The organism is Rhodococcus sp. 4CII (assembly GCF_014256275.1).
In the GTDB taxonomy this organism is placed as follows: Bacteria; Actinomycetota; Actinomycetes; order Mycobacteriales; family Mycobacteriaceae; genus Rhodococcus_F; species Rhodococcus_F wratislaviensis_A.
The window spans coordinates 7,051,047-7,071,877 of the sequence record NZ_JACCFE010000002.1 but is presented as its reverse complement, the minus strand read 5'-3'; the positions used below and the strand labels follow the sequence as shown (position 1 = coordinate 7,071,877).

Sequence of the window (20,831 nt, the reverse complement as noted above, 5' to 3'; positions counted from 1 at the left end):
AGTGCCGCTCATGCAGCCACCTCGATGCCTGCCGGTCCCCCGCGATCGAGCATTCAACTCGCACCACCGACAACAGCGAGCGATATCCTGGAATACGCCGCCGAGAGGGTAATGGTGCCGAAGTCGTCGAACGCGTCACGGACCGGATGAATCGAACAGCCGATGGCCGATATCGATCCGTCCGGGACCCAGCGCGACCTGACCCCCTCCGTCACATCGGATCTGCGAGCTGACGGGTTCGACAACGCCCAGGAGATCGGGCGCGGGGGTTTCGGCGTGGTGTACCGATGCACGGAGGTGTCCCTCGACCGCACGGTCGCCGTGAAGGTGCTCACCGACAGTGTCGCGGTGGAGAACCGCGAGCGCTTCCTTCGTGAACAGCGCGCGATGGGTCGCCTCACCGATCACCCCAACATCGTCACTGTCCTCCACGTCGGTGCCACCGACAGCGGCGCCCCTTACATCGTCATGTCGTACCACCCCCGGGGCTCCCTGGACACACGCATCCGACAGCACGGTCCGTTGCCCCTGGACGACGTCTTGCAGCTCGGAGTGAAGCTGGCGGGCGCATTGGAAGCGACGCATCGCCAGGGCATCATCCACCGTGACGTCAAACCCGCCAACGTCCTCCTCACCGACTACGGCGAACCGGCGCTGACGGATTTCGGCATCGCGCACATCACGGGCGGGTTCCAGACTGCAACCGGCGTCATCACGGGTTCGCCCGCGTTCACCGCACCCGAGGTGCTCGGCGGCGCCGCCCCGAGCCCCGCCTCCGACGTGTACGGACTCGGGGCCACCCTGTTCTGCGTGCTCACCGGCCACGCCGCGTTCGAACGACGCAGCGGCGAACAGTTGGTAGCCCAATTCATGCGCATCACAACCGAACCCGCACCGGATTTGCGTGAGCACGGCATTCCCGAGGACGTGGCAGCCGTCATCGAGCGGGCAATGTCCGTTCGCCCCGAGGACCGGCACCCCTCCGCCCTGGCCGTGAGTGACGCCCTGCGCGACATCCAACGTCGCCGTGGACTCGACACATCGGAACCAGAATCGACACCGCGTGGGCGGCTTCCTCCGAACCCCTCGAACCGGATGAGGGGGAACCTCCCCCTGGACCTGTCCAGCTTCGTGGGCCGCAGGCACGAAATCGCGGAAGCCAAGAGCCTGTTGGCGTCGTCCCGACTGCTCACACTCGTCGGCATCGGCGGGGTCGGGAAGACCCGGCTCGCACTGCGCGTCGCGACGAGCATCCAACGCGAATTCGCCGACGGCGCATGGCTCGTCGAACTCGACGAGGTCCCCACCTCGTCGCGACTCGTCGACGTAATGGCCGCGACGCTCGGCGTGCGAGACCAGCCCGACCGGTCGCTGCACGAGGCGGTGCTGGACTTTCTGTCGTCACGCGAAGTGCTATTGGTATTGGACAACTGTGAGCAAGTGGTGGGCGCCGTCGCCGATCTCGCCACGATCCTGCTGCAGCAGAACCCCGACCTGCGCATCCTTGCGACAAGCCGCGAACCATTGGGGACCACCGGAGAGGCAACGCTGCGCGTGCCCCCGCTCACCGTCCCCGACCCCGACCACGAGCCGGCATTGCAGGGCCTCCCCCGCTACGACGCCGTGTCACTGTTCACCGAACGCGCCACCGCCGCGGTCTCGACGTTCGCGTTGACCGATGCCAACAAGACCGCGGTTGCCCGCATCTGTCACCGACTGGACGGGTTGCCTCTGCCGATCGAACTCGCGGCGGCGCGGTTGCGCGCGATGTCACCAGAACAGATCCTGAACAGGCTCTCCGACCGTTATGCGCTGTTGACGCGCGGGAGCCGGGGGGCGCCGTCACGCCAGCAGACACTGCGGCTGTGCGTCGACTGGAGCTACGACCTCTGCACCCCGCTCGAACAACGCATGTGGGCCCGATTGTCGCTGTTCACCGGCAGCTTCGAGCTCGATGCCGCAGAATTCGTGTGCGGCGAGAACATGGAGCCGGCAGATGTACTGGACGCAGTCGCATCCCTGGTCGACAAATCGATCCTGATCCGCGAAGACCACAGCGGCACGGTCCGATTCCGACTGCTCGAGACCCTGCGCGCCTACGGCCGGGAGAAGGCACGGGAAGGCGACGACCACCACGTCCTGCGGCGCCGACACCTCGAGTGGTTTCGACAGCTGGCCCTCACCGCCGAGAACGAGTTCATCGGCCCCCGACAACTCGACTGGATCGCGCGACTGCGCATTGAGCAGCCGAACTTTCGAGACGCGATGGACTTCTGCCTCGCCGAGGGCAATACCGAAGCCGGGCTGCAGATCGTCACCCCCTTGGTGCAATTCTGGGCGACACGCGGCCTACTCAGCGAGGCCAGGCGCTGGCTCGACGACTTTCTCTCCCGACCTGCCGAACGGCCGACCACCGCCTACATCCGAGCGCTGTACGCCGACTGTCTCATGGCCGAACAACAGCGTGATCATGAGAGAGGTGCCGCGCTCGCCGAGCAGGCACGCACCCTCGCCGAGCAGTGCGCCGACCCGACAGCGCGTGCGATCGCCGACCACGCGGACGGAATCGCCGGATTGTTCACCGGCGACCTCACACGAGCGACGTCCTGTTTCGAGCGGGCACTGATCGTATTCCGTCACGCGGAGAACGAACTCGCGGTCAGGATCGAGTGTCTCACTCTCCTCGGGTTGGCCTACCAGCTCGACACCGCACCCCGCCGGGCGCTCGAATGTCACGAGGAAGTTCTCGCGATCACAGAAACTCAGGGAGAGTCCATCTACCGGTCCTACGCGTTGTGGGCAATGGCAGTCGCCCAATTCGGACTGGATGCCCACAGTCGCGCACTTGCACTGCTCGAGGACGGATTACGGCTTGGGCGACTCGTCGACGACCCGGTCGGCTGCGCGAATTGCGTCGAGGTGTTCGCGTGGATCGCCGGAGGCCGTGACCCGGTGCGTGCCGGCACGCTGATGGGGGCAGCGGAGGCGCTCGGTCGCGTCGCCGGGAGTCCTTCGGTGTTCGTTCCCGACCTACTCGTGTATCACGAGGAATGCGAACGGACTGTCCGCCGGATGCTCACTGCGCCCGCCTTCGACGCGGCCCGGCAACGCGGCAGGGCCATGGATCTCGCCGCCGCCGTCTCCTACGCACTCGGTGAGGCCCCTCCGGCACCGACCCCGACAGCCCCGGGTTCAGTCCACCTGACCAAACGCGAGCAGCAGGTCGCAGAGCTGATTGCCGAAGGCCTGACCAACAAGGCCATTGCGGCCCGTCTCGTCATCTCCCAGCGCACGGCACAAGGACACGTAGAACACATCCTCACCAAACTCGGATTCACCTCACGCGCGCAGGTCGCGGCCTGGATCGCCGAAGGCCGACGACCGTCGTAGAGCCCGTGGACAGCAGGGCACACCAGACAGGTGCCGACGCACAGCCTTAAAAGCAGGCGACTCTGCGTCGGCACTGGATCCGTTACCGCGGACACGTGAAGTTGTCGAACTGCCCTTAGCCGATGCTGAAGGGCTGGCCCCACAGCGTGACGGTGCTCGTGACGTTCTCGGTCTCGACCTCGACGTTGACGAAGGCCCGGGCCTGGGCGTAGCCGGCGCACCCGCTCACGCCGAGGGTGGAGTCGCTCCACGAGACCGAACCGGTGGGTCCCTCGACGTAGTTGCCACCCCAATGCGCCTCCCCACCGTAGGGGTCGGCGTATTCCTGGTCCAGGATGTCGACCGGAATCGCCTGGCCGGGGCCGAGAGTGATTCCGCCACTTGTCCCCCCGGCAAGTGGATTCCCGACCGACCCGGTCGCGATGTCCGCCCACGACATCGCCGCCCCACCCTCGGCGCCCGCCTCGGCACCGAAGTCGACCTGGCAGGCCAGCAGGTAGCCGGGATAGATGTACGCGCTCTGCACACCGTCACCCTGCAGCTCGACGGCGGCCTTGCCGGAGACCCACACGTTGCGGTGCAACGGCGTCGCCCCCATCGACGGCGAAATGTTCGCACTCTCGCCGGTCAGGTTCACCGTCACCACGGTGCCGTCCGCGAGGGTCTGCGTGATGCTGCCACCGGGCAGCGGAATGAACGTGTCGGCGTTCGCCGCACCGACGGAAAAGAAGCCCATGGTCGCGGCAGCAGCGGCCCCGACCGCGGCCAGACGCACACCGTTCTTACGGTTGACGATCATTGTTCCCTCTCAGGGATAGAAACCTCGCACACGCGAGAAAGTGGGTGGAAGAACAGCGAAAGAGACCGAAATCAGCCGATGCTGAACGGCGCACCGTACAGAACGGTCTTCGAGTAGTCGTTACCCACGATCTCCACGACCGAGTACGACCGAGCCTGCGCGAAACCGCCGCACTTCTGCACCTGCAGCTCCGAATCCTGGTACTGCAGCGCGTAGACGCCATCCTTCTTGATGTCCTTCGCCGCAATCGGCACGTACTTGACCTCACCCGAAGCCAACGGAACCGTCAGACCCGCACTCGCCGACAACGAATCCAAACCCAGACTGAACGACGGGTTCGCCGACAGACCCGTGATGTCCACCTGGCAACCCACGATGTACCCGGTCGACACCCGCGAAACACCATGCGTGGTCGACGCATTCGTACCGTTGTAGGTACCCGCATTGTTCGTCGTGTTGTTCGCGTCCGGAACGTCGGTGACGTCCTCGAGCCCGTTGACGTCAGCCGTCACCGTGCCCGACACCCACGCCACACGACCGGCGCCATTGGCAGCCAACGACGGCGACGACAGAGCACTCTCCGCCGTCCGCGTCAACGTCACATTCGGGCCGGTCTTCGAACCATCAGGCAGCGGGATGAAAGTATCCGCGCTCGCCGCACCAGTAGACATCAAACCGAGGATGGCAGCCGCAGCAGCACCCAGGCCTGCAATACGGGCGCCACGGCGCAGGCCGGACTTGCGTTGAACGATCATTTTCTCAGTACTCCTTTTTCGGGGGTGCGGCGGCGATTTCGGCGGTCACACGTCGACGCGCTCGTGCTGCTGCGCGCCCCGTCGGAGAACCCTGCACAGAACGAACAGCACCAGCACGACGGCGATCACGATTGCGGCAACCCACGTCATCGAATCCGACTGAGCCGCCGGAGGATTGATCCAGCCGTTGACGTAGGTCCACGCCATGGCGGCCCCGCCGACGCCGGCGGCGACCCACAGGCCCGGGCGGAACTCTCGTGCCCGACGCGTCAGCACGATCGCGCCCGCGGCGATCAGCACGTACGGCAGCACCCAGATGTACACCAGCAGGGTGGCAAGTGCGTCATACGCGGCCGACACGTCGCCGACCAGGAGCACCGCGGCCGAGATGAACGCGAGAGATATGAGGGCGAGCGACACGACGGCCACGTGCGGGCTGTGGAACCGCGGGTGGATGCGCGTCAGGGGTGCAGGGAGCAGGCCGTCCTCGGCGAACGCAAGTGCGAATCGGGCACCGTAGTTGACGAAGGCGACGAGCGAGGAGAAGCACGCGGCTGCGAGCACGAGGTCGGTGGCTGCCGCAACCGACGGTCCCAGGCCTGCCTGCACGGCCAGCGCGGCCGGCGGCGACACCCCCGCGGCCAGCTGGTCAGAGGCCTGCAGGAGACCAGGAACCTGCAAGATGGTCGCAAGGGTGTAGACGCCGCCCAATACCACCGGTACCGCCATCACCGCCACGGGGATGTTGCGCTCAGGATCTCGGGTCTCGGCTGCCAGCGCGGCGCAGCTCTCGAAGGCGATGAGGAACGCGGCACCGATGGCCACGCCCCGCAGCGTGGACCCCACGCTGAACTGGCTGAAGTCGAACTGCATCGCGAGTTGCAGGCCCGTGTGTCGCACACTGGCGAGGGTGATGAGGGCGACCAGCGGGGTGGACAGCACAGCCAGGCCGACGACGACGACCACGGAGCTGTCGAGGCCGCGATATGCGATTCCGGCTGCGATCAGGAAGGCGAGCGCGAAGATCACACTTTGGGTGGGGAAGTGGAGTGCTGACAGGTCGGTCGGGTCGGCCTGGCGTTCATGTATGAAGCTGCCGAGGAAGCGTCCGACCAGCATCGCCAGTCCGCCGACCCCGCAGACGAACCCACCCGCCATCGCGGCGCCGGTCAGGTAGCGCGCCCATGGCCCGAAGACTTCGGATATGTAGGAGTAGAGCGAGCCTGTCGCGACGAATCGGCCCGCGAACACGATAATCGCTCGCCCGATCAGGATCACGCAGATCGCGGCGAGGAGCGACGCATGCCACGCGGTGGGGTTTCCGACCGCGGTGAGGACCAGTGTCGGAACGAGGGCGATGCCGACCGCCGGGAAGAACGATGCCAGTGAGAGCGACACCAGTGTGCCGCGGCCGAAATGGCCGCTTTCGAGGTGCCCGGCGGAATCTTCACACTCGATGCTGCTCATCAGAGGCGTCCCTCGTCCGAAGGAGTGCGCGCGGCCAGGAGCCGGCCTCGAGGAGCGACGCACGGCGCCGCGGTCCAGGTCCATCCGGTCATGTCAATCTTCCCTGTCTGTAGGTTGCGAGGCTTCGCTGTCTTGCCCCACGAGATGACCGCGTTTTGAGCGGGTAACCGTGCGTGACAACGTGAATGACTGCCGGGGCGACGCTGGACGCGTCACGGAGGCAGTGTTGATGATGTGATGTGCAACACTCGCAGGCAGGAGCGCGGTGGACCAGTGACAATCTGCACCTACATCGCTGCCCTGCTGATGCAGAGTGCAACGCCCGGGAGAATCGCCTGGAGGCGGATCTCGCATTCCGGATCCGACGACGGCCAGGGAGACACGGTGAACGAATCTGGACGGCTGGGGCCGACGCCCCCTCCGCGGGTATGCGATCTGTCGGGGCCTCGCCACGCGGATGCAGTCGACTGTGGCCGACGTCGCCGACGAGGCGTGGGCGGCCGGTCAGCGCACGCCGAGCTGGATCGACACTTTACCCAGTCGACGCCGGCCCACTGGCTCGTGGCCAATATCGACCGACCCGGGCAGCGGGTCGAGCCGACACTCATCCCGGACCTCCATGCGTATACGCGGGACCTGGTATTGCGCGGCGTCGACACCGATGACGTCGATGCGTGGCGCGCATCGCCGCATCGCAACGCGTCGTGTGGAACTGGTGGCTGAAGGGGTGTTTCGACACTACGGAGAACGGCGACGATCTCCGAGAGCTGGTCGAGATCTCAGCGAACTCGCTCACGGCCCATTTCGATGATTCGAGGGCTGCGGTGTCCGCCCATGTCGGCGAAGTGCGGACCGAGCTCGCACGCGGACCGCTGATCCAACGTCTTGCCACGGTGCAGCTGCTGCTCCGGGGAGCTCCGATCGCCCGTGATCGGGCAGAGGCGTAGCTCGGCTACGCGCTCACCGGTTCGCCGCACCGTGGAGCTGATCTCCCTGCTGACGTCCGATGTCGCGGAACCGCAGCTCTTCATCGCCGACACGCTCGGCGCGCTGGCGAGCGCCGACCGCGTGCTGCGCCACACGGTGCGGGTGTTCATCGCTGAACAGTTCAATACCTCGAAGGCGTCCGAGAAGCTGTTTACACACCGGAACACGATCGACCGACGGCTCGCACGAGTCGACGAACTACTACCGCGCCCCTCGGCCGAGAATCCGATCGCGGTGGACACCGCACTCGCCCTCGTCGAGCTACAAGAGGACGATTAGCTGTCGCGTGCGCGACTGGGCATGTCGCCGTCATACCTCCCGACGGTGCCCCCGGTCTGCGACGGGTCCGACGATCCTTGCCAGTTCGACTGCCGCCCGGAGATGCAGTGAACCGCCGTCGTTCTCGGTGCTGGCCTCGACCACGCGGCGCACCCGGTAGGCGACAGTGTTGCGGTGCACGTGCAGCCGCTCGGCTGCACGGCTGAGGCTCAATCCCTCGTGTTGGTAGACCGACACGGTTTCGAGTAGCCGGTCCGCGTCGTCGCGTTCGAGGGTCTCGCCGAGGACCTCGGAGACGAACTCGCGGGCGCGGTCGACGTCCGCGCACAGCAGTGCCGCGACCGCACAGTCGCGGTAGTCGAGGTACGCGGGAACCGGTGTCGACAGTCGGGCCACCCGCCGCGCCAGCCCGGCCTGATCGTGGGTGCGCCGGAAGCCGGCGATGCCCTTTCCCGGTGAGCCCACGCAGACGTGCATGCCGTCGATCTCCGAATGCGCCGTCGTTCCGCCGCGGCGTCGCGACGACCCGACCCACCCGTACAGCACCGAGCGGCCCGCAGGCACCACCAATGATTCGGTACCTCGCAATACTTCGGCGACTCGGGCCCCGGCTCGGTCGAGTTGCGGCGTGACGTCGACCTCGTCGTCCGCGTCGGACCACACGATGAACCCGATGTGCCAGCGGTCGAGTCGATACCGCATCCGCTCGCTCGCCAAACCGATGTCGACGGCGTCTCCGCGGAGCACGCGCCGTAGTTCGGCTTCGCCCAGGCTCTGCGCTCGCCGCGCCAAACGCTCTCGCTCCCGGAGGTATTCATCGATGATCGGCACGAGCGCTGCATCAACGTACCGGAACGTGTAGTCCGAAGTCGCGGCGGACGTCTCGGCCAGCAGGTTGGGATCGTCGACCCGGGCCGACAGCAATTTCAGCCAGAACTGCCAGAATTCGCCGTGTCCGATCCGATAGGCGCGCAACAGCGTTTCGATCGGAATCCCGTGACGGGCGAGATCCACACCCCAGTCGATGGCCTCCTTCGGCGCGGGCGCCGCGCTCGGATCGGTCCACGCGCCGAGCATCCCCCGGAGCAAGGCCATGTGCGCACTGGTCGAGCGATCGAAACCGTCGCGCAGCTCCAGCGGTGCCTGATCCAGCTCGGGCAATTCGACCAGGACGCGCGCATTGACCGCCGTTCGCGCCGATTCCAAGTGGTCACCGAGCTCGGCGGCGACCTCGGCCACCAGGCGGCGACCCTCTGCAGAGAGCTCGCCGTACCGATCCCGGGACCCGGATTGTGCCGCGCCGGCCATGTCGCCGAGTCTAGACCGTCCTTCTTTGTGCTGGAGTACAACACGGCCGGGATCTGTTGGCGTGCGAACCATTGGTCGCCGGATGCGGCGTCAGTACCTTCGATTTTACCAACGAAGGAGAGATTCATGTCACATGAGACGGACTACATCGTGATCGGCGCCGGTTCGGCGGGGTGCGCGGTAGCCGCTCGGCTGAGTGAGAGGAAAACCGCGCGGGTACTGCTCATCGAAGCCGGCGGCGGCAATCGCCGGCTCGAGGTGAAGGCGCCTGCCGCATTCTCCCAGCAGTTTCACGGAAAGCTCGACTGGGACTATTGGACCGAGCCCGAACCGCACCTCAACGGGCGCCGTCTGTTCTCTCCGCGCGGGAAGATGGTCGGCGGATCGAGTGAGATGAACGCGATGATCTACCTCCGCGGCAACAGGCTCGACTACGACTCCTGGGCCGAGAACGGCGCCACCGGTTGGTCGTATGCGGACGTGCTCCCGATCTTCAAGCGCTTCGAATCGAATGACGAATTCGGTGGCACCTATCATGGCACCGCGGGCGCACTGAAGGTCACCCGCATTCCCGACCCGGACCCGGTCAGCCTGGCACTCGTCGAGGCCGCGGCTGCCCTGGGGATCGAGCGCAACAACGACTTCAACGGTGAAAGACAGGACGGGACGGGACGGGTGCAGGTCACCCAGCATCGTGGCATGCGCTTCGGCAGCGCCGAGGCATACCTTGCACCGATCGCGCGGCGGCGCAATCTGGAAGTTCGCACCGACTCTCTCGTCACCCGGATCATCGTCGAGCGGGGCCGAGCGGTCGCCGTCGAGACCTCCGACCGGAACGGCAATACGGAGCGAATCAACGCCCGCGCCGAGATCATCGTGTCCGGTGGAGCATTCAACACCCCTGCGCTGCTCCAGCATTCGGGCATCGGCCCAGCTGACTTCCTTCGCTCGGTGGGGGTGAAGCCTGTCGTCGACTTGCCGGCCGTGGGCGAGAACCTGATGGAGCACCCACTCGTCTACACCACCTACGAACTGACCGACGGCCACATCGGCATCGCAGACGCGAAGAAGCCGAAGTACCTGTTGGAGTGGCTGTTACGCCGGCGCGGCAAACTCACGAGCAACGTCGCCGAGGCCGCCGCCCACGTTCGCACCGATGCCGCCATGCCGGCACCCAATTTCCAGTGCCTCTTCGCCCCCGGATACTTCTACGATCACGGCCAGATGGCGTGGGACGTGCCCGCGGCGACGATCGCGATGTCCTACATCGCGCCGCGCAGCCGGGGCACGGTGCGGATCCGATCGAACGACCCGACACGCAAACCCCGAGTCACGTACAACATGCTCTCTACCCGCGCGGAGATGGACGAGATGATCGACGCCGTCGACCTCGCTCGCGACATCGCCGCGACCGGACCCGCCCGCGCGGTCCTGGGCACCGAAATCACCCCGGGCCGTGATGTGCGAACGCGCGAAGAGGTGGAGGCCTGGATCCGTACCTCGGTTCAGCACACCTATCACCCCGCCTGCACCGCGCGTATCGGTACCCCCGACGACGGGGTCGTCGATCCGCAGCTGCGTGTCCACGGTGTCGATGGCCTGCGGGTGGCCGATACGTCGGTCATGCCCACCCTCATCCGCGGCAATACCAACGCACCGGCAATCATGATCGGTGAGCGTTGCGCAGATTTCGTCGGCACAACCGTCGCGACGTCTGCATCCGAGGTCACCGCCGCCGGGTCCGGAGCTACGTGATGACGATACCGCTGCAGAGCCGTGACACGGCCGCGACCATTGCGATCGAGAATCCGGCTACCGGTCGGGTGATCGGCCACATCGAGGACATGACCGCCGACCACGTGGCCGAACTGGTAGTCCGTGCGCGTGCCGCCCAACCCGCCTGGGCGAAAATCGGATTCCATCGTCGCGCCGAGTTGGCGCGCAAACTGCGATCCTGGTTCGTCGCCAACCGCGCCGCGCTCATCGACACCATTGTGGCCGAGAACGGCAAGACCCGCGAGGATGCGCTGCTGGCCGAACTGTTCTACCTCGCCGACTCGATGGGCTTCTGGGCCAAGAACGCTGGAAAATACCTCGCGGAGGAGAAAATCCGCACCCACTCTCCGTTCGTGCTCGGAAAGAAGGTCGTCGTCCGGTACCGCCCGCACGGAGTGGTCGGTGTCATCGCGCCGTGGAACTATCCGCTCACCGCGTCGGTCGGTGACGCGCTCCCGGCGCTGATGGCCGGCAACACGGTGATTCTCAAGCCGAGCGAGGTTGCGCCGCTTGCCGTCGAGCAGGTGGTTCGCGGCGCGGCCGAGGTCGGGTTCCCGACGGGTGTCCTCCAGGTCGCCACCGGCGCCGGCGATACGGGCGCCGCGCTCGTCGACTGTGCCGACATGATCCAGTTCACCGGTTCCACCCGCACCGGACGCCGGATCGCCACCCGCTGCGGCGAGCGGCTCATTCCGTCGTCGCTGGAACTGGGCGGCAAGGACCCGATGATCGTCCTGGCCGATGCGAACCTCGAGCGTGCCGCGAACGTGGCCGTGGAGTGGTCGATCCGCAACGCCGGCCAGATCTGTATGGGCATCGAACGCGTCTACGTCGAAGCACCGGTATACGACGAGTTCGTGACCAAGGTAACCGAGAAGGTCGCGCGACTGCGGATCGGCGCACCCGGGGATTTCGGCTCGACGGACGTCGGCGCAATCACCTTCGCACCGCAACTCGACATCATCGAGAGTCACATCGGCGATGCAACTGCCAAGGGCGCGCGCGTTCTCGTCGGCGGCGAACGCGAACCGGGCGCCGGCAGGTTCTTCCAGCCGACCGTTCTCGTCGACGTCGACCACACGATGAAGGTAATGCAAGAAGAAACGTTCGGTCCGATCCTGCCGATCATGAAGGTGCGCGACGAAGAGGAAGCCGTTCGCCTCGCCAATGACACCGTCTACGGGCTGGGATCGACCATTTTCAGTCGCAATATCTCAAAGGCAAACCACCTCGCACGGCGAATGGTCGCGGGCAACACCTGGATCAACGATGCGATCATGAGCTTTCTCGCCCAAGAGGCACCCTTCGCCGGCGCCGGTCGGTCCGGGTTCGGCAGTGGACGACACGGGAAAGACGGAATCCGCAAATACTGTGACACCCATACGATCCTGACCACGCGATTCGCGCTCACTCGCGAACCGACCATGTTCCCGAACAACGCGCGCCGATCACGCCTGTTCGACCGCCTCATGGTGATGCTCTGGGGACGATGACCGACAGCCGGACCGGTCCCGCCGGGAAACCCGCGTGCGGCCACCGCAACCTTCACCATCCGACCTCGCATCAATCTGCAGGAGTACGACATGACGCACGACATAATCGAGGGGCGGCCGTCGACCCACGGCGACGACTACCAACTCAACACCACCACCCTGATCCGGCACTCCGCCCGGACCTACCCGCAACAGCAAATCGTGTTCCGTACCCCGGAGGGCGGCTGGGACCACTACACCTACGGCGAGGCGTACACCAGGATGCAGCGGACCGCCAACGTGTTGACCGCGCTCGGCGTCGGCGCGGGCGACGTCGTGGGCGTCCTCGACTGGAACAGCAAGCGGCACTTCGAACTCTACTGGGCCATCCCGGGCACCGGTGCGGTGATGCTGCAAATGAACCTGCGGCTGGCCTCGGAAGACCTCGGCTACGTCACCTCGCACAGCGAGGCCAGTGTCGTCCTGGTCGACGAGAGCCTTCTTCCGATCGCAGAGGCGCTGGCACCGTTCGCACCGAACATCCGTGCGTGGGTGGTGATGTCGGACAAACCGATGTCGCAGATCGCCACCACCCTGGTCGACGTCCACCACTTCGAGGACATGGTCGCCGCGGCCCCCGACCACTTCGACTGGCCCGTCATTGCCGAGACCTCCGCCTACAGCGCCTGCTACACCACCGGTACCACTGGCACACCCAAAGGTGTCTACTACTCCCATCGCGGCATCTACCTGCACACGATGGCGCAGGCCGCGAACCTCGGTATCCGCAGCAACGACACCGTCATGTTGATCACCCCGATGTTCCATGGCCAATGTTGGGGTCTACCCCAGTCGGCGGTCTACAGCGCCGCAAAGATCGTCTTGCCCGGCCGCTACCTGGCCGAGGACACCCCGGTGTTGATCGACGCCATGATCGCCGAAGACGTCACCGTGGCCAACGGTGCCCCGGCCATCTTCCAGCCGATGCTCGATCACATCGAGACACTCGCTGTGAAACCGGACTTCCGACGGGTGCGGCTGCTGTCGGGTGCCACCGAGCCCGCGCTGTCGTTGATGCGCGGTTTCTACGAGCTCACCGGTGCGGACGTCATTCATGCATACGGCGCCACCGAAACCACCCCGACAGTCGCCGTCAACGCCGAGCCCTTTCTGCGAGAACGTGTTTCCGAGGAGCAGAAGTGGGACCTCAAACGTTGCCAAGGCCTACCGGTCAACGGGGTGGACATCCGCATCGTCGACGCAGACGGCAACGACCTTCCGCACGACGGCAAGAGCCAGGGTGAGGTGCTGCTGCGCGGGCCGTGGATCACCGTGCGCTATCACGAGCTCGACGCCACCGACCACTTCCTCGACGGATACTGGCGCAGCGGCGACATCGGCACCATCGCACCCAACGGATACCTCAAGCTGACAGACCGCCTGAAGGACGTGATCAAGAGTGGCGGGGAATGGATTTCCTCGATCGACATGGAGAACGCCCTTCTCGCGCACCCGAGGGTCGCCGAGGCAGCCGTGATCGGCGTCGAACACCCCAAATGGCAGGAACGCCCCGTCGCGCTCGTCGTCACCACCAACGGAGAGCAGCTGCCGATCGAAGAGATACACGCCCTGCTCGCCGGTTCGTTCGCCAGGTGGCAACTGCCCGACACCGTCCTCTACCTCGACGCCCTGCCTCGCACCAGCGTCGGCAAACTGGACAAGAAGGTGATGCGCGCCGCACACGCCGACATCTACACCAAAGCCGGATAACCGAAGGGTGAGGCCGCCGACGACAGCGGGTTCAGTCGGGGGTGAAGAACAGCTCCATCCCGATGAAGATCCACGCCACCAACGCCGCCATCGGCACGAACGCGCCCACCAACGGCAGGGCGAACTGCCGGGCAGCCCGCCACGGAATCGTCATCAACCCGCACGCCACCACAAACACCACCGGTCCCGCCCAGCTCACCCAATACCCCACCGGCGGCGGATCGGAACCGAGAGAGGTGAACGATTCGTGCGGATACACCCGCGGCTGCGGCACATCCCCGTAGTGCTGCCATCGGTTCACCGCCGGCAGATAGCAGAAGAATCCCAACAGCACACCCGCGGACACACCCGACGAAATCCGCCAGCCCCGCCCCGACGCCGCCGGGGCGCGAGCCCACATGGTCGTTCAGGACCTGCGGCCGTGGAAGGTGCGGCGCAGGTCGCTCACCCAGGCGTCGGGGTTCTCCCAGGGGATGAAGTGACCGCCGTGGTCGTGGGCGTTCACGTTGACGTGGTTGAACCAATTGGCCTGCGGGCCGGTCTTGAACGCCTGGACACGTTCGTCGGCGGTATGGATGCCGGGCGGATTCTCGTACGTGACGAAGGTGAGGCCGACCGGGGCCTGCACAGCCGGAGTGCGGTGGTGGGCGGGGGCCCAGGGGTAGCGGTTGGCGTTGGCATAATAACGCATCGACGTGGCGATGGAGTTGTTCACCCAGTAGATCGTGGCGTGGGTGAGCAGATCGTCCTTGGTGAAGACGGTCTCGACGTCACCGCCGTTGTCGCTCCACGCATTCCAGCGCTCCAGCAGCCAGGCGAGCAGTCCCGCGGGCGAGTCGCTCAGCCCGTGGGCGAGGGTGGCGCCATCGAGCATGTGAACGACGAGGTGGGACGCCGAGCGGTGGTCCAGCTCGATGACGCGGGCGCGGACGTCGGCGGGCTGGTCGTCGGTGAGGGGCCGGTTCCGGGCAAAGTCCCAGGCGCGGGGGCCGTTGAAGAAGTCGAGCGGCAGCCCGGAGCCGATGTGAATGCCGTACAACTCGTCGGCGTACTTGTGGCCGAGCTGGCTGGAGACGATCCCGCCGATGTCGCAGCCCCCGGCTGCGTACTTCTCGTATCCCAGGACCTCGGTCATCAGGATGTGCCAGAGGTCGGAGACCTTCCAGAAGTTGACGTCCGAAAATCCGGTGAGCGGGCCGGGGAATCCGAAGCCGGGCAGGGAGGGCACGATGACGTCGAACGCGTCGGCGGGGTCACCACCGAACGCGGCCGGATCGGTGAGCGGGTCGATCACCTTCGACCAGTGCCAGAACGTCCACGGCCAGCCGTGGGTGAGGATCAACGGGATCGGACGGGGGCCGCGGCCGGGCTTGCGCAGGAAGTGCACCGGAACTCCGGCGACACTCACCTGGTAATGCTGGTAGGAGTTGATGGCAGCCTCGGCCTTGCGCCAGTCGTAGCCGTCCCGCCAGTGGGCGACCAGCTCACGGAGATAGCTGTCCGGGACGCCATAGGACCAGTCCCCATTCCCCTCATCCAGCGGCGGACGGGTCAGAGTGAGACGGACGTGCAGGTCATCGAGGACCTCGTCGGACACATGGATTGGAGTGGGCTCCAGGGCGAAGGCGTGCGGGATGGTCACGGCGTGGCTCCTTACAGAGTGAGGAAAGCGGTGCCTCCGGGCGGGCTCTAGAACTGATTCCACCAGACCGCGAAAGAGTTCCACCACGTCCACGGCCAGAATCTCACGTCACCGATACCTGCCGGAAGATCGAACACGACACCGATCATCACTGCACCTTTCTGGATCGCTCCCCAACCATGCTGTGGATCGGCGTCGCGGCCGTCAGCGCGACCGGCGGGACTCAGCCGTAAGGGACGGAGCAGCAACCAACGTGGCCGGGCGTCGTCGGTCGGGGTATTGACCTACGATGGCTGCCTGCCAAGCTCGGATCCACCCCGCGGGTGGGACTACCGCAGGTTGCACCGGCGATGAAGCTGAGATCATATGCGTCCCAGATAGGGCGAGGTCCGTGTGCGAGGGAGTCAGGCGCGGGCGGCCGGGTCCTCCTCGGACCCCAGGTTCCGCACCAGCCACCGATCGTCGACGAGATGCATCAGGATCGGAAACACAGGCCGAGGAACGTTCGGCTCCCACACGCCGCCGTCGAGCGTCGACATCTCGTGCACATAGAGCACCTCCACACCGGGAGCGACGATTCTGGTTCCGGTACCGATACCCCACGTCGCAGGATCCGGCAGCATCGCACGGAACGACCGCACGTGCACGCGCTCGAAATGCACCCATAGGGGATGGTCCGGCACCGGCACGGCGAGATCCTCGGCGACTGCCTCACCATCCCAACCGTCGACGGTCATCTGATAGTGGTTGTCTTGCACCCACCGCCATGCGAGTACGGCCCGGAAGTCGGGATCCACAGTCGGCCACACGGACAGCAGGTCTCCGTCCACGCAGACCGACGTCAGGAACGCCCACGCCGCGCTCACCAGCTTCGTATGCCCGAGGAACCGCAACAATTCCGCCGGATCCATCGCACGAAGCTCGAGGTACGCCTCCTGCATCTCGGGCGGCAAGGCGCTGATCTGCTCGTCGGTCAACTCCGGAAGGGAGGACGCCGACGGCACCGCACCAGCGCCGGGATCCTCACCCCGGGCGACGAGTAGGGCGCGGGCGGCGTCGACGAACCGCGGCGTCAGTTGCTCGAGTGACGCGAGCAACTCCCCTACCGTGCGCGGCGGGCGAGCGTTGCGGGTGATCAGCACGTGAATGCACTCGACCACCGCGTCCGGGTCGAGATCGAGTTGATCACAGAGGAATTCGTCGGGGTGGATTGCCTCGACGTCGAACGGCTCGAGGGCCGACGGAGGGAAATCCGGCAGGGTTGCGGTCACTATCAATGCCGCTCCGGAGCGCACCGCCGCGGCCAGGACGTGCCGGCTCTTCGGATCGTTGATCATCGCGGGGATCAGCGCGCGGTATCCGTGTGATTCGTCCTCCGCGAGGGGAAACGCTCTGCGCATCTGCTGTACCCGCTGCGCCGCTTGCTGCGACGGCTGCACAGAACCCTCGTCGGACAGGTTGCGCTCGACCTCGTCGAGCAGATCCGGCGTCCAGACCGGTCGGAACAAGTCGGCATCGGCGAGCGTCAGCAGCAGGCTGTTCAGGGTCTGGGGAAGCATGACGCACGCGTCGAGAACCACCCGGGAGGTCGTCATCGGTCACCCGCCCCAGATCAGCGGGTCGAGACGAAGCCGTCAGCGGCGTCACCGGGATCCGGCGTCTCCTCGCGAGCCATCTCCTCGAGCACCTGGCCCCGGCGCGCGCGCTCGCGCCTCTGGAATTCGAGCACGTCCGCCAACTCCACCCGCCGGTGCCGGCCGGGCGAGGTATACGGAATCTTCCCCGCCTCCAGCAACCGCACGAGGGTCGGCCGCGTGATGCCCAACAGTTCCGCGGCCTCCTGCGTCGTCAGCACCGTGCGAAGGGTCTCCACCCTCACCGCCTGCCCCCGATCCAGGGCCGTGACCGCGTCGACGAGCAAACCTCGGACGCTGTCCGGCAACGGCGCCGACCTGTCCGGGGTCGAGATCGACACCTCTCCAGCACCAGCGAGAACGGATTTCAGCTCGGCGAGAAGATCCCGGTCGGCGACGATGGGCGGCAACACCGTGTGGTTCATCAGAGCACCCATACCCCACCGTAAAACGAAAAAAACGAACACGCAATGCGGCGAGGCGCAGCGACGGTACGGTTGACGAACTCAGGCTCGGCCGAGTGTGACGATCGGCTGCTGAGGCCCCCGTTACGCCGACTTCGAACCTGATTCGAAACATTCTGCCCGATAGGTGAATTGGAGTTGCCCTCGATAACACGAACACTCGGAACGAGATGCTCAGCGCAACCAACGCCCCCGGTCGATGCCCTACCCTCACGTCGCCGAACGGCCAGGGTCGCGCCAGCCTGTGCCTCGACCAATCGTCCACTTTCGGGTCGAGGAGCATCAGCCGGGCATACCGTCCGTCACCGATGACGATCGCGAGCCAGGTACCGGTACGCCGAGTTGGCTCGGCGCGACAGCAAGGCGATGACCAAAACACTTGATCCCATTGACGCTTCGATTCGTGCCAATGGGCGATGCAGGCGTTCAGGCTCGGGTAATTACTCGTGCGGTGTAACGCTCGCGAGGGCGGCGAATGTCAGCATCGGAATTGCCGCGGGTGCGACGTGAATCAGGCGCGGGTGCGAGGACACATCCGCCACCGAGTGCGAACGATGTCGTGCAGTGCCCGGCCGAGGTGGCGGTCGTCGCTTCGGCCGCGACGATGACTCTGCGTTCGACCGTAGCTCACTGGCACCCGGCCGATCCCCCACCGGCATCGCACCGCGAGGCGACGACCCGTACAGCGATACTCGCGACGAAAATCACACACCGGTCGCGTGATGCGCGGAGGCGACTGGCCACCCGTCTGCTAGTCCGACCCGATGGTATTGATGGCGGCGGGCACGCTCAGGCCCACTCTCTCAATTGCCAAGAGCGCAGAGCGTTCTCCGAGGAAAGTGGCGCGATGGAGAAATCACGGCGCTTCGAATGATAGATTTCTCAGCAAGCGGAGTGAACGCTCCGCTTTGTTGGGAGTATTCATGGAAACCGCCTCGACGCGGACGCACCATCAGCTGACCTTTGCCGTGCTCACGCTCGGCGTCGGCGCCTTTGCCCTCCTGCAGTCACTGGTCATGCCGGTGCTGCCCACCCTCGAGTCGGGGCTGGGCACGACGCAGAGCGACATCACCTGGGTGTTGACTGCCTACCTGTTGTCGGCGTCGATTTTTACGCCGGTCATGGGACGACTCGGTGACATGCATGGGAAGAAGCGTGTGTTCGTCGTCGCGCTCGTCGCATTGGCGGCAGGATCGCTACTCGCAGCCCTCGCCACCTCGCTGTCGGTGATGATCGCGGCCAGGGTGATCCAGGGCATCGGAGGCGGGGTGCTGCCCTTGGCGTTCGGCATCATCCGGGACGAGTTTCCCGAGGACAAGGTGGTCGGCGCCGTGGGAATCATCGCCGCCCTCACCGCGGTCGGCGCGGGTCTCGGCATCGTCCTTGCCGGTCCCATCGTTGCCGTTCTGAGCTATCACTGGCTCTTCTGGATCCCGATGATCATGGTCGTCCTGGCAGGGGTGGCCGCGCAGATCCTGGTCCCCGAGTCCCGCGTCCGAACTGCCGGAAAAATAAACTGGCTCACCGCGCTGCTGTTGTCCGGGTGGCTCGTCGCGCTACTGCTCGGCGTGAGCCAGGCCCCGACGTGGGGGTGGGGTTCACCGATCGTCGTCGGGCTGCTGGTGGCGGCGGCCGTGCTGGTGGCGACCTGGGTGGTCGCCGAATCGCGATCCGCCAATCCGCTGATCGACATGACGATGATGCGCATCCGAAGCGTCTGGGCCGCCAACCTGCTGGCGCTGCTGATGGGGGTCGGCATGTACGCAGCATTCGGTTTCCTCCCGCAGTTCCTGCAGACACCCACGTCCGCCGGATACGGCTTCGGTGCGTCGGTCACCGAGTCGGGACTGATGCTGCTTCCCGTGAGCGCGGGAATGTTCCTTCTCGGACTCGCCTCCGGCCGCCTCGCGGCTCGACTGGGTTCGAAGAACCTTTTGATCGCGGGGTCCCTCGTGAGTGCGATCGGGTACTTCGTGGTGGCGTTTCTACATCAGACCGAGATAGATATCTACCTCGCCATGTCGTTGGTCGGGATCGGTTTCGGCCTGGCATTCTCGGCAATGTCGAATGTCGTCGTCGGCGCCGTGTCACCGGAACAAACCGGCGTCGCGAGCGGTATGAACGCCAACATCCGCACGATCGGCGGCGCGCTGGGCGCCGCGTTCATGGCCAGCGTCGTCACCTCCGGAGCCTCCCCCACGGGGGTTCCGCAGGAATCCGGCTACACGCACGGATTCCTCATGCTCGGCGTCGCAGTCGGCCTCGGCGCGGTCGCGGCCCTGTTCATCCCGGCGATGAAACGGGACCAGGCCACGCATCTCGAAGCGTCGATCGGGCTGCGGCACCCGGAACTCGCGATGGTCGCGGGCGGCACACTGGTGGGCGACAAATCCGAATGAAGTCCGACGCGAACACTCAGGCTGGCGGCAAGGTACTGCGCCGCGACGCCGCGGAGAATCGGCAACGGCTACTCGACGCGGCAGCAACCGTGTTCAGCACCCGCGGGATCGATGCGGGCGTCGACGAGATCGCCCGGGTTGCCGGCGTCGGGATCGGGACCCTCTACCGACGGTTCCCCACCAAGGACGCACTGGTCAGCGAGCTAGTCCGACAAGTGTTCTACGACTTCGTGGCGCTCGCCAACGAGGCGTCTTCCGCGCCGAACGGTGAAGGCCTCGAGCAGGTGCTCTACGGCACCGGTGCCATCCTCGCATCGAACCGGGGATGCCTGTCTCGAATGTGGAACGACGACGAGACCACGAACTTGCGGGACGAGTATCGACGGATCCTGTTCGAACTCTTGGCCCGAGCCAAACAGCACGGCCGCATCCGTGAGGATGCCACCGACGCCGACCTCGATCTCATCTTCTGGTCCGTTCGGGGCGTCGTCACGACAACGCGTGGCGTCACCGACACGGGGTGGCGTCGGATCATGGCCATCATGATCGCGGGACTTCGGCCCGGCGCGGACGATCTCGACGCGGACCCGATGAGCGCCCACCACATCACCGAGATCATGGACCGCTTCCGGGCACAGTAGAGACCGGCCGACGAACCGAGGCGGGACGATGCCGGTGCGATCCCGGGC

16 protein-coding genes are annotated in these 20,831 nt (G+C 65.8%); 8 read left to right on the top strand and 8 right to left on the bottom strand.

Annotated features, from left to right (window positions below; all coding sequences use genetic code 11):
• Positions 1 to 162: 162 nt before the first annotated feature.
• On the top strand, positions 163 to 3,390 hold the full coding sequence (locus tag H0B43_RS33430; protein ID WP_185724038.1) for a protein kinase domain-containing protein: 3,228 nt from the start codon (positions 163 to 165) through the stop codon (positions 3,388 to 3,390).
• A 115-nt stretch (positions 3,391 to 3,505) separates the two neighbouring features.
• Here H0B43_RS33430 and H0B43_RS33425 read toward each other — a convergent pair whose 3' ends face one another.
• From H0B43_RS33425 to H0B43_RS33415, 3 genes are all read right to left on the bottom strand, one after another.
• On the bottom strand, positions 3,506 to 4,189 hold the full coding sequence (locus tag H0B43_RS33425) for an MspA family porin (RefSeq protein ID WP_185724039.1): 684 nt from the start codon (positions 4,187 to 4,189) through the stop codon (positions 3,506 to 3,508).
• A gap of 71 nt (positions 4,190 to 4,260) precedes the next feature.
• Positions 4,261 to 4,944, bottom strand: coding sequence for an MspA family porin (locus H0B43_RS33420; RefSeq protein WP_185724040.1), 684 nt, complete (start codon positions 4,942 to 4,944; stop codon positions 4,261 to 4,263).
• 45 nt (positions 4,945 to 4,989) lie between these two features.
• A complete protein-coding gene (locus tag H0B43_RS33415) occupies positions 4,990 to 6,411 on the bottom strand; it encodes an APC family permease (protein ID WP_185724041.1) in 1,422 nt (473 codons plus the stop codon).
• Between the two features lie 674 nt (positions 6,412 to 7,085).
• Between H0B43_RS33415 and H0B43_RS33410 the strand changes: the two genes are divergently transcribed.
• Both H0B43_RS33410 and H0B43_RS33405 read left to right on the top strand, forming a co-directional pair.
• Complete coding sequence (locus tag H0B43_RS33410; protein ID WP_185950091.1) at positions 7,086 to 7,358, top strand: hypothetical protein; 273 nt, start codon at positions 7,086 to 7,088, stop codon at positions 7,356 to 7,358.
• 31 nt (positions 7,359 to 7,389) lie between these two features.
• Positions 7,390 to 7,677, top strand: a complete 288-nt coding sequence (locus H0B43_RS33405; RefSeq protein ID WP_185724043.1) for a helix-turn-helix domain-containing protein — start codon at positions 7,390 to 7,392, stop codon at positions 7,675 to 7,677.
• 30 nt (positions 7,678 to 7,707) lie between these two features.
• Here the strand turns inward: H0B43_RS33405 and H0B43_RS33400 are convergent, their stop codons facing one another.
• Complete coding sequence (locus H0B43_RS33400) at positions 7,708 to 8,985, bottom strand: CdaR family transcriptional regulator (protein WP_185724044.1); 1,278 nt, start codon at positions 8,983 to 8,985, stop codon at positions 7,708 to 7,710.
• Between the two features lie 126 nt (positions 8,986 to 9,111).
• Between H0B43_RS33400 and H0B43_RS33395 the strand changes: the two genes are divergently transcribed.
• From H0B43_RS33395 to H0B43_RS33385, 3 genes are all read left to right on the top strand, one after another.
• Positions 9,112 to 10,740: a GMC family oxidoreductase gene (locus H0B43_RS33395; protein WP_185724045.1), complete on the top strand. Its 1,629-nt coding sequence runs from the start codon at positions 9,112 to 9,114 to the stop codon at positions 10,738 to 10,740.
• A complete protein-coding gene (locus H0B43_RS33390) occupies positions 10,740 to 12,254 on the top strand; it encodes an aldehyde dehydrogenase family protein (protein ID WP_185724046.1) in 1,515 nt (504 codons plus the stop codon). The genes H0B43_RS33395 and H0B43_RS33390 overlap by 1 nt, the downstream gene beginning before the upstream one ends.
• A gap of 90 nt (positions 12,255 to 12,344) precedes the next feature.
• Positions 12,345 to 14,003, top strand: a complete 1,659-nt coding sequence (locus H0B43_RS33385) for a long-chain-fatty-acid--CoA ligase (protein ID WP_185724047.1) — start codon at positions 12,345 to 12,347, stop codon at positions 14,001 to 14,003.
• Positions 14,004 to 14,034: 31 nt separating this feature from the next.
• Here the strand turns inward: H0B43_RS33385 and H0B43_RS33380 are convergent, their stop codons facing one another.
• From H0B43_RS33380 to H0B43_RS33365, 4 genes are all read right to left on the bottom strand, one after another.
• Positions 14,035 to 14,403, bottom strand: coding sequence for a hypothetical protein (locus tag H0B43_RS33380; RefSeq protein WP_185730154.1), 369 nt, complete (start codon positions 14,401 to 14,403; stop codon positions 14,035 to 14,037).
• A gap of 6 nt (positions 14,404 to 14,409) precedes the next feature.
• Positions 14,410 to 15,645 carry an epoxide hydrolase family protein gene (locus H0B43_RS33375; protein WP_185724048.1) on the bottom strand — a complete coding sequence of 412 codons (1,236 nt, stop codon included), beginning with the start codon at positions 15,643 to 15,645 and terminating at the stop codon, positions 14,410 to 14,412.
• Positions 15,646 to 16,049: 404 nt separating this feature from the next.
• Entirely contained in the window at positions 16,050 to 17,240 is a 1,191-nt protein-coding gene (locus H0B43_RS33370) for a PIN domain-containing protein (protein WP_185724049.1), read from the bottom strand.
• 17 nt (positions 17,241 to 17,257) lie between these two features.
• Positions 17,258 to 17,716, bottom strand: coding sequence for a helix-turn-helix domain-containing protein (locus tag H0B43_RS33365; RefSeq protein WP_397517428.1), 459 nt, complete (start codon positions 17,714 to 17,716; stop codon positions 17,258 to 17,260).
• A gap of 950 nt (positions 17,717 to 18,666) precedes the next feature.
• On the opposite strand from H0B43_RS33365, the gene H0B43_RS33360 reads away from it, so the two are divergent.
• Entirely contained in the window at positions 18,667 to 20,142 is a 1,476-nt protein-coding gene (locus tag H0B43_RS33360; protein ID WP_185724051.1) for an MFS transporter, read from the top strand.
• Positions 20,139 to 20,783, top strand: coding sequence for a TetR/AcrR family transcriptional regulator (locus H0B43_RS33355; protein ID WP_185724052.1), 645 nt, complete (start codon positions 20,139 to 20,141; stop codon positions 20,781 to 20,783). The genes H0B43_RS33360 and H0B43_RS33355 overlap by 4 nt, the downstream gene beginning before the upstream one ends.
• Positions 20,784 to 20,831 lie beyond the last annotated feature (48 nt).